Annotated in this window: 6 protein-coding genes and 1 pseudogene; 2 read left to right on the forward strand and 5 right to left on the reverse strand. The window is 73.3% G+C overall.

All coding sequences use genetic code 11. The annotated features are described in order from the left end of the window. Nucleotides 1-429: redoxin domain-containing protein (locus tag NCC78_RS23475; protein ID WP_250797093.1), on the forward strand; the 429-nt coding region annotated here is incomplete at its 5' end. A gap of 173 nt (nucleotides 430-602) precedes the next feature. Further along, nucleotides 603-2,441, forward strand: coding sequence for a glycoside hydrolase family 15 protein (locus NCC78_RS23480; RefSeq protein WP_250797094.1), 1,839 nt, complete (start codon nucleotides 603-605; stop codon nucleotides 2,439-2,441). 427 nt (nucleotides 2,442-2,868) lie between these two features. Here the strand turns inward: NCC78_RS23480 and serS are convergent, their stop codons facing one another. The 5 genes and pseudogenes from serS to NCC78_RS23505 form a co-directional block, all read right to left on the reverse strand. Further along, nucleotides 2,869-4,155: a serine--tRNA ligase gene (serS, locus tag NCC78_RS23485; RefSeq protein ID WP_250797095.1), complete on the reverse strand. Its 1,287-nt coding sequence runs from the start codon at nucleotides 4,153-4,155 to the stop codon at nucleotides 2,869-2,871. A gap of 226 nt (nucleotides 4,156-4,381) precedes the next feature. After that, nucleotides 4,382-5,458 carry a DNA polymerase III subunit beta family protein gene (locus tag NCC78_RS23490; RefSeq protein WP_250797098.1) on the reverse strand — a complete coding sequence of 359 codons (1,077 nt, stop codon included), beginning with the start codon at nucleotides 5,456-5,458 and terminating at the stop codon, nucleotides 4,382-4,384. A 60-nt stretch (nucleotides 5,459-5,518) separates the two neighbouring features. Then, on the reverse strand, nucleotides 5,519-6,700 hold the full coding sequence (locus tag NCC78_RS23495) for a saccharopine dehydrogenase family protein (RefSeq protein WP_250797096.1): 1,182 nt from the start codon (nucleotides 6,698-6,700) through the stop codon (nucleotides 5,519-5,521). 55 nt (nucleotides 6,701-6,755) lie between these two features. After that, the gene (locus NCC78_RS23500) at nucleotides 6,756-7,934 is read right to left on the reverse strand and encodes a zinc-dependent alcohol dehydrogenase (protein WP_250797097.1); all 1,179 of its coding nucleotides are present in this window, start codon (nucleotides 7,932-7,934) and stop codon (nucleotides 6,756-6,758) included. Then, nucleotides 7,931-8,203: pseudogene (locus NCC78_RS23505) on the reverse strand (hypothetical protein); the annotation flags it as partial. The gene NCC78_RS23500 and the pseudogene NCC78_RS23505, both read right to left, overlap by 4 nt.

The following is an 8,203-nucleotide window of genomic DNA, read 5'->3' on the forward strand; positions in this document are numbered from 1 at the left end:
CCGGCCACGCGGGGGCCGGTCACCGTGCCGGAGACCCTGAAGTTCACCGCGAAGACCCTCGACGGTACGGCGTTCGACGCCGCCGGGCTGGCCGGGCGGCCGGTGGTGCTGTGGTTCTGGGCGCCCTGGTGCGCGACCTGCGCCAGCCAGGCGTGGACGGTGGCCGAGGTGGCGCCGAGGTACCGGGACACCGTGCCCATCGTCGGCGTCGCCGGCCTCGGCGAGCAGCGCGCCATGAAGAACTTCGTCACCGAGTTCGAGCTCGCCGGGGTGCCGCAGCTCGACGACCGGGCCGGCGCGCTCTGGCGCCGCTTCGAGATCGTCGAGCAGAGCACCTTCGTCATCATCGACCGCGACGGGACGGTGGCCCACCAGGGCTTCCTCGACGGCGAGGACCTCACCCGCCGCCTCGTCGCCCTGGCCGGCTGACCTCCTGACCCTGGCCCGGCGGTCTTGCACTTGTCGTCCCGGCGAAAGCCGCTTTCCACCTCATTCCGGCAGCCCGAAGTGCAATATCGACGGTGGGCGGGCGAGGCGGGGTCGGTGGGCGGACGTCAGCGGGGCAACGGTGCGGCCGGCGCTGGCATGGGTGGAGGATCGGGATGGACGATTACCCCGCGGTGGAGGATCACGGGCTGATCGGGGATCTCCAGACGGCCGCACTGGTGGCCCGGGACGGCACCCTCGACTGGTTCTGTGCCCCGCGCTTCGACTCGCCGAGCCTCTTCGCCGGCCTGCTGGATCGGCAGCGCGGGGGGTACTTCAAGATCTCTCCCCACGGGGTCGACTACGTCAGCAAGCAGCTCTACCTTCCCGGAACGCCGATCCTGATCACCCGCTTCCTCAGCGCCGACGGGGTCGGCGAGGTCGTCGACTTCATGCCCTTGGCAGGGGAGACGCCCACCGACCGGCACTGCATCGTCCGGATGGTCCGCGTCGTGCGGGGCGAGATGACCTTCCGGATGGACTGCCAGCCCCGCTTCAACTACGGCCGGGACGAGCACACGGTCGACTTCGGTTTGGAGGGCACGGTCTTCCGCAGCCGGGAGCAGACCCTCACCGTCAATCCGGTCCGGCACGACGGCATGTTCCTCGACGAGCGCGACTTCAAGCGCGACGGGCGCGGCGTCTGCGTCGTCGGCACCCTCCGGCAGGGCTTCACCGGCGGGTTGGTTCTGCACACCGCCTCACCGGAGCCGCCCCGGGTGGTCCACCCCGACGAGGTGTCCGCCATGTTCGTCGAGACGCGGGACTTCTGGCGACGCTGGCTCGACCGGTCGCGCTACACCGGTCGCTGGCGGGAGATGGTGGAGCGCTCTGCCATGACCCTCAAGCTGATGACGTACGCCCCCACCGGCGCGCTGGTCGCCGCGCCGACCGCCGGGCTGCCCGAGCGGATCGGCGGCGCACGGAACTGGGACTACCGCTACACCTGGATCCGGGACGCGTCGTTCTCGGTGCACGCCCTGCTCGGGCTGGGCTTCGACGAGGAGGCGCGCCGGTACCTGCACTGGATCAACGAGCGCGTCCGGGACTCCGAGGAGAGCGGCGAGCCGATCCAGATCGTGTACCGGGTGGACGGTGGCCGGGACCTCACCGAGGAGCCCCTGGACCACCTGGAGGGCTACCGGGGGTCCGGTCCGGTGCGGGTCGGCAACGACGCCGCCGGCCAGTTCCAGCTCGACATCTACGGCGAGACCATGAACTGCATGCACCTCGCCGACAGCTACGGCCTGCGCAGCTCGCACGACGAGTGGCGCAACACCGTCCGGATGATGGACTGGCTCTGCGAGCACTGGGACCAGCCCGAGGACGGCATCTGGGAGACCCGCGCCGGCCGTCGGGACTTCACCTACGGCCGCCTGATGTCGTGGGTGGCGTTCGACCGGGCCATCCGCCTCGCCCGGCGGCACGGCCGCCCCGGGCACCTGGCGCGGTGGGCGGCCGCCCGCGACGCCGCGTACGACCAGATCATGAGTCGCGGGTTCCACCGGGGGCGGGGCGCCTTCGTCCAGCACTACGAGACCGACGTGCTCGACGCGTCCCTGCTCAGCATGGCGGCCGTCGGGTTCGTCGCGCCGACCGACCCGATGTGGCAGTCGACCCTGCGGGCGATGGACGCCGACCTCGTCTCCGACAGCCTCGTCTACCGGTACGACCCGGGAGCCGCGCCCGACGGACTGCCGGGCGCCGAGGGCACCTTCACCATGTGCACGTTCTGGTACGTCCAGGCGCTGGCCCAGTCGAGCCGCCTCGACGACGCCCGGTTGGCGTTCGAGAAGATGCTGACCTACAGCAGCCAGCTCGGCCTCTACTCGGAGGAGATCGCGCCGAGCGGCGAGCAGATCGGGAACTTCCCGCAGGCGTTCAGCCACCTGTCGCTGATCAGCACCGCGACCGTCCTGGACGAGATGCTCGACGCCCGCCGCGACCCAAGCTGACCCCGGCCGACCGGGCACCTCACCTCGCGCCCCGACGTACAGCCTTCACAAAGCGTCAGCACCAGGCGTCCGAGCCCTACATCGGTTCACCGCCTTTGCTCTGCTTACCTATACGCGACAGTCGCGTTGGGTGATCAGCGTGGTTGAACTCCTTTGCTGATCACTCCGCAGATCCCCTGCTGGCGGGGGTGGTGCGTATGGGCAAGCAGAGCAAAGGGCCCGGCTACGGCGACCTGACGGAGCGCATAGCCTTCACCCTTCGTAAGGGTGACGTGCCTGCCGCCTCATGACAGAGGGTGACTGCGTCAGAGTGAGGCGACCGGCGTAGGCGCGGGTGCGGGTGCGTTCGTCGTCGCTTCGTGGCCGGTGGCCTCCGCGGAAGTCGGCGGGGACCGGAGACCGGTCCCCGCCGCTCGACGCGGAAGGCTCAGCGCAGCGGGACGAGGCGGTCGGTGCCCAGCCGGTCGCGGAGCACCTCCGGCACCAGCACCGAGCCGTCGGGCTGCTGGAACTGCTCCAGGATGGCCGGGAAGAGCCGGCTGGTGGCCAGCGCCGAGCCGTTGAGGGTGTGCACGAAGCGGGTCTGCTTGCCGCCCGGCTCGCGGTAGCGGATGGCCGCCCGGCGGGCCTGGTAGTCGCCACCCCAGGAGACCGACGAGACCTCCTTGTACTTGCCGGTGCTCGGCATCCAGACCTCGATGTCGAGGGTCTTCTTCATCGACGCGCTGGCGTCGCCGGCCGACAGCAGGGTGCGCTGGTAGTGCAGGCCCAACCCCTCGACCAGGCTCTCGGCGTGGGCGACCATCTCCTCCAGCGCCGCATCCGCCTGCTCGGGCAGGGTGAACTGGAAGATCTCCACCTTGTTGAACTGGTGGCCCCGGACGGTGCCGCGCTCGTCGGAGTGCGACCCGGCGCTCTCCCGCCGGTAGCAGGGGGTGTACGCGAAGGCCTTCAGCGGCAGCTTCGCCGTCTCCAGGATCTCGTCCTGGTAGGCCCCGAGGATCGCCGTCTCCGAGGTGGGCAGCAGGAACTGCCCGCGCGGGGCCGACTCCTTGTCCAGGTGGTAGACGTCGTCGTAGAACTTCGGGAACTGACCGGCGGCGTAGCCGGCGGTGTCCAGCAGCAGGTGCGGTGGGAGCAGGAACTCGTAGCCGGCCTTGATGTTCTGCTCGATGAGCCAGTTGAGCAGCGTCCACTCCAGCCGGGCGCCCATGCCGGTGTACATCCAGAAGCCGGAGCCGCCGAGCTTCACCCCGCGCTCGTGGTCGACCAGACCCAGCGCGCGGGACAGCTCCACGTGGTCGCGGACCTTCTCGATCGCCGGCGGCTCGCCGAAGGTCTTGACGACCCGGTTGGCCTCCTTGCCGCCCGCCACCACGTCGTGGGCGGGCAGGTTGGGCAGCTCGCTCATCCGGTCGCGCAGCCGGCCCTGCACCTCGTCCAGCTCGGACTCCAGCTCGGCCAGCTGCTTGCGGCCCGACTCGGGGGCGGCCACCTCGGGCTCGGTGCCGGCCCGCTTGGCCGCCGCGTACGCCTTCGCCTCCGCCTTGCGGCGCTGGCGCTCGCCGTCGATCTGGCTGATCAGGCTGCGGCGCTGCTGGTCGAGCCGCTGGATCTCGTCCAGCGCGCGGGTCACCTCCGCCGGGTCCAGTCGCTTGGTCAGCGCGGACGCCACCGCGTCCCGATCCTTCCGGATCAACTCAATGTCGAGCATGCTGCTCCGTACGCCTCCGTCCGGACGTCAGGTGAACCATCAGATGCTACCGTCGCGGCCCGGCCGGCCCCGGGCCGGTCTCGACAGCGGGCGTCAGTCCCGGAGCCCGCCTCCTCCCGGCGGGCCCGCTGCCGGAGGGCGTCCGGCCCCGGCGCCGGCTCGTCCCGGCACCGGCCCGGCCGCGAATTCGGCAGCATTCGGCAGCGCGGCAGCGGTTCGCCGTGGCCTACAGCCGGATCGGCATCAGGATGGAGAAGGCGTCGGTGTCGTCCGGCCGGCGTACGGCCAGCGGCGCGATCGGGCCGTCCAGCTCGAGCACCAGCTGGCCACGGCCGGCCGCGTCGAGGGCCTGGAGCAGGTATCCACCGTTGACGCCGATCTGGACCGCGTCCCGCTCACCGGTCAGCTCGTCCGCGCCGAGCAGCCGCACCCCGCCCCGGCCGTCCGGGCCGAGCACGGTGACGTCGAGCGGAGAGCCGTCGTGCCGCCGCCGTACGACGGGGGCGTCCGCGCTGGTCAGCGCCGCCCGCAGGGCCGCCACGTCGACCGTCAGCCGGTGCGCCGGCCCGTCGCCCGCCGCCGCGTGCAGCAGGCGGCGGTAGTCCGGGAAGTCGTACGGCAGCACGTCGGCGTCGACGGTGCGGCCGGCGACCGAGACCGTGACCCTGCCGGCGGACACCGTCAGGAACGCCTCCGGGGTGATCCCGGCCCCGGCGTCGAGCAGGGCGCGCGCCGCGTCGACGAACCCCACCGGGGCGAGCGCCCGCACCGCGGGCCCGTCCAACGTCCCGCCCGCCCGCGCCACCGCCATCCGGTGCCGGTCGGTGGCCACCAGCCGTACGCCGTCTGTGGTCACGTCGAGCAGCACGCCGGTCAGCACCGGCAGGTCGGGGTCGGTGCCGACGGCGAAGCGGACCGCGTCCACGGCGGCGGCCAGGTCGACGCGGGACAGGGCGAGTCGGGTGGTCATCGGCTGCTCCTCGGGGTCGATCAACGTCCGGATCCGGGAGAGTTCACGGCGGGCGTCGGCGAGACCGTCCTCCAGCCGGCGCAGGTGCGCGTCCAGCAGTCGGTGCACCACGGCCGGCTCCGACCGCAGGGCGACGGCGATCTCCGCCACCGGCATGCCGACCCGGCGCAGCCCGGCCACCAGCCGGGCCGGCGTCACCTGGTCCCCGGTGTACCACCGGTAGCCGGTCACCGGGTCGACCAGGGCCGGGGCCAGCACCCCGGCCGAGTCGTAGAACCGCAGGGCGCTCACGGTCAGGCCGCTGGCCCGGGCCAGTTCGCCGATGCTGTGCAGGTCGCTCTCCACGCCGGTGATCCTGTCGTCTCAACCTGGTCGAGGGTCAAGCCGGTCGGGTCAGCGCGGTGTGTCCAGCACCCGGAAGGTCATCCCCGCCTTCACCAGCCGGTCCAGCAGCGCGTCCCCCATCGCCGTCACCGGAGTGACCTGGCCGGTGGTCGCCGGCAGGTCGTCCAGGGCGAGGCAGAGCGCCGACTCGGCGAGCATCTTCGCCGTCTCGTCGTAGCCGGGGTCGCCGCCGGCCACCTCGGTCAGCACCCGCCGACCACCCCCGGTGCCGAGGAACCGCACCCGGAACCAGGACTTCGCCCGCTGCTCCGGCGTCGGGCCCTGCCCGGAGGCGAGCCGTCCGAGCAGCCAGCGCCGGGCCGGCGGCACCTTCACCAGCCCCATCAGGCCGCCCAGCCCAGCCGCGCCGGCCAGCACGGTGGGCAGCCGCTTCACCGCGGCGAAGTGCCGGTAGCGGAAGTCCGGGCCGTACTCCGGGCGGGCCGCCGCCGAGCGGCGTACCACCTGGGGGTCGATGGTGGGCAGCGGCACCATCCACACGCCCAGCTCCTTCGAGCGGGCGATCCGCCCGGGCATCGCGCGTACCCGCCGGCCGGTCGGCCGGGGCTCGACCTGCTTGCGCTCGTGCGCCGCCCGGGACGTCTGCTTGGTGCGGGAGAAGGCCGTCAGGGCGGAGTGGTACGTGCCGGCGGAGTATCTCCCACCGGCCCGGACGAAGCCGTCGACGGTGACCGGCACGTCGGCCGGGAGCTGCTTGAGGGTGAACCAGACGCCCAGGTCGTGCGGGATCGAGTCGAAGCCGCAGGCGTGCACCAGCCGCGCCCCGGTACGCACCGCCTCGGCGTGGTGGCGGACGTACGTCAGGTCGACGAACTCGGGCTCGCCGGTGATGTCCAGGTAGTCGGTGCCGGCCCGGGCGCAGGCGGCGACCAGCGGCTCACCGTGGTGGACGTACGGGCCGACGGTGGTGGCCACCACCCGGGCGCTCTCCGCCACGACGCGCAGCGACTCCGGGTCGGTGACGTCGGCGGTGAGTAGCGGCAGCCCGGTCAGCTCCGGGTCGATCGCGGCCAGCCGGTCCCGCACCGCGGCCAGCTTTGTCGGGTTGCGCCCGGCCAGCGCCCAGCGCAGCCCCGGTGGCGCGTGACGAGCCAGGTACTCGGCGGTGAGCCCCCCGGTGAAGCCGGTGGCCCCGAACAGGACGATGTCGTACGGGCGGTCGTCGCGCATCCGCCGAGTCTGCCACCCGGGGCCCGGCACCGGCAGTCGGTGACGCCGATGGTGTTCAGCCGGCGGACGGCGGGGCGTCCGGGGTGAGCACGGTGCGGACGCAGCCGTCGAGGCGGTCCCGGAACAGCGCGTACCCGAGCGCGCCCTGCTCAAGCGGGAGCCGGTGCGTGGCCAGGTGCTCGGTGCGCAGTTCGTCGCGGGCCATCCGCTCCAGCAGCATCGGGATGTAGCGCTGCCCGTGCTGCCGCGCGCCCCGCACGGTCAGCCCCTTGTTCGTCACCGCGCCGAGCGGGAAGGTGTCGACGAAGCCGGTGAACTCGCCGAGCACGAAGACCGTGCCGCCCTTACGGCAGGCGTGCACCGCCTCGCGCACCGCGGCCGGCCGTTCGGCCCGGCCGGTGAACCGGTCGGCCAGGGACCTCGGGTCGGACCCGTCCCAGGCCGCGCCCACCGCCTCGACGCAGACGTCCGGGCCCCGGCCGCCGGTGCGTTCGCGCAGCTCGGCCGGGACGTCGGCGAGCCGGTAGTCGATCGTCTCCGCCGCCGTGTGCCGTTCGGCCATCCGCAGCCGTTCGGCCCGGTCGTCGATGACGATCACCCGTTCCGCGCCGAGCAGCCGGGCGGCCCGCGCGGTCAGCTGCCCGACCGCGCCGGCGCCCCAGACCGCCACCACGTCGCCGGGGCGCACCTCGCCCAGCTCCGCCCCCATCCAGCCGGCCGGCGCGGCGTCGGAGGCGAACAACGCCCGGTCGTCGCTGACCGGCTCCGGCACGGTGAACGCCCCCACGTCGGCGTACGGCACCCGGACGTACTCGGCGTGGCTGCCGGCGAACCCGCCCATCGCCCGGGGCTGACCGAACGCGCCGGCGCTCGGGTGGCCCCACGCCGCCTCGGCGACGGCCGGGTCGGCGGTGCCGTTGTCGCAGCAGGAGTGCAGGTCCCGCCGGCAGTACCAGCAGCTGCCGCAGGAGACCGAGGCGCAGACCACCACCCGGTCGCCGATGCGGTGCCGGCGTACCTCGGGGCCGGCCTCCACCACCTCGCCCAGGAACTCGTGCCCGAGCACGTCGCCGACGGCGACGAACGGCACCCGGCCGGCGATCAACGGCAGGTCGCCGCCGCAGGTGGCGCTCTGCCGGACCCGGACGATGATGTCGTGGCCGTTGCGCAGCTCGGGGTCGGGCACCTGCCGTACCGCCAGCTCGTCGGCGCCCACCCAGCACAGCGCCCTCATCCCGGCGGTCCCGCCGGACGGTCCAGGGCCGAGCGGTCCGCCCGCAACACCTCACCGGTCTCGGCGAGCTGCTTGACCTGCCGCAGCGTTTGCCGGATCAGCAGCCCGGGATCGTCACCGATCAGGTGCGCGGCGAGCCCGGTGGGCGGCGCACCGGCGAGCGGCCGGGCGGCCAGTTCGGTGCCCCGGCAGCCGGGCGCCGGGCGCAGCTCGACCTGCACGGCGCCGGCGAGCCGGCGCAGCGGTTCCGGCCAGCGTCCGCCGGGCAG

The sequence above is a fragment of the Micromonospora phytophila genome (assembly GCF_023656545.1).
Classification (GTDB): Bacteria; Actinomycetota; Actinomycetes; order Mycobacteriales; family Micromonosporaceae; genus Micromonospora; species Micromonospora phytophila.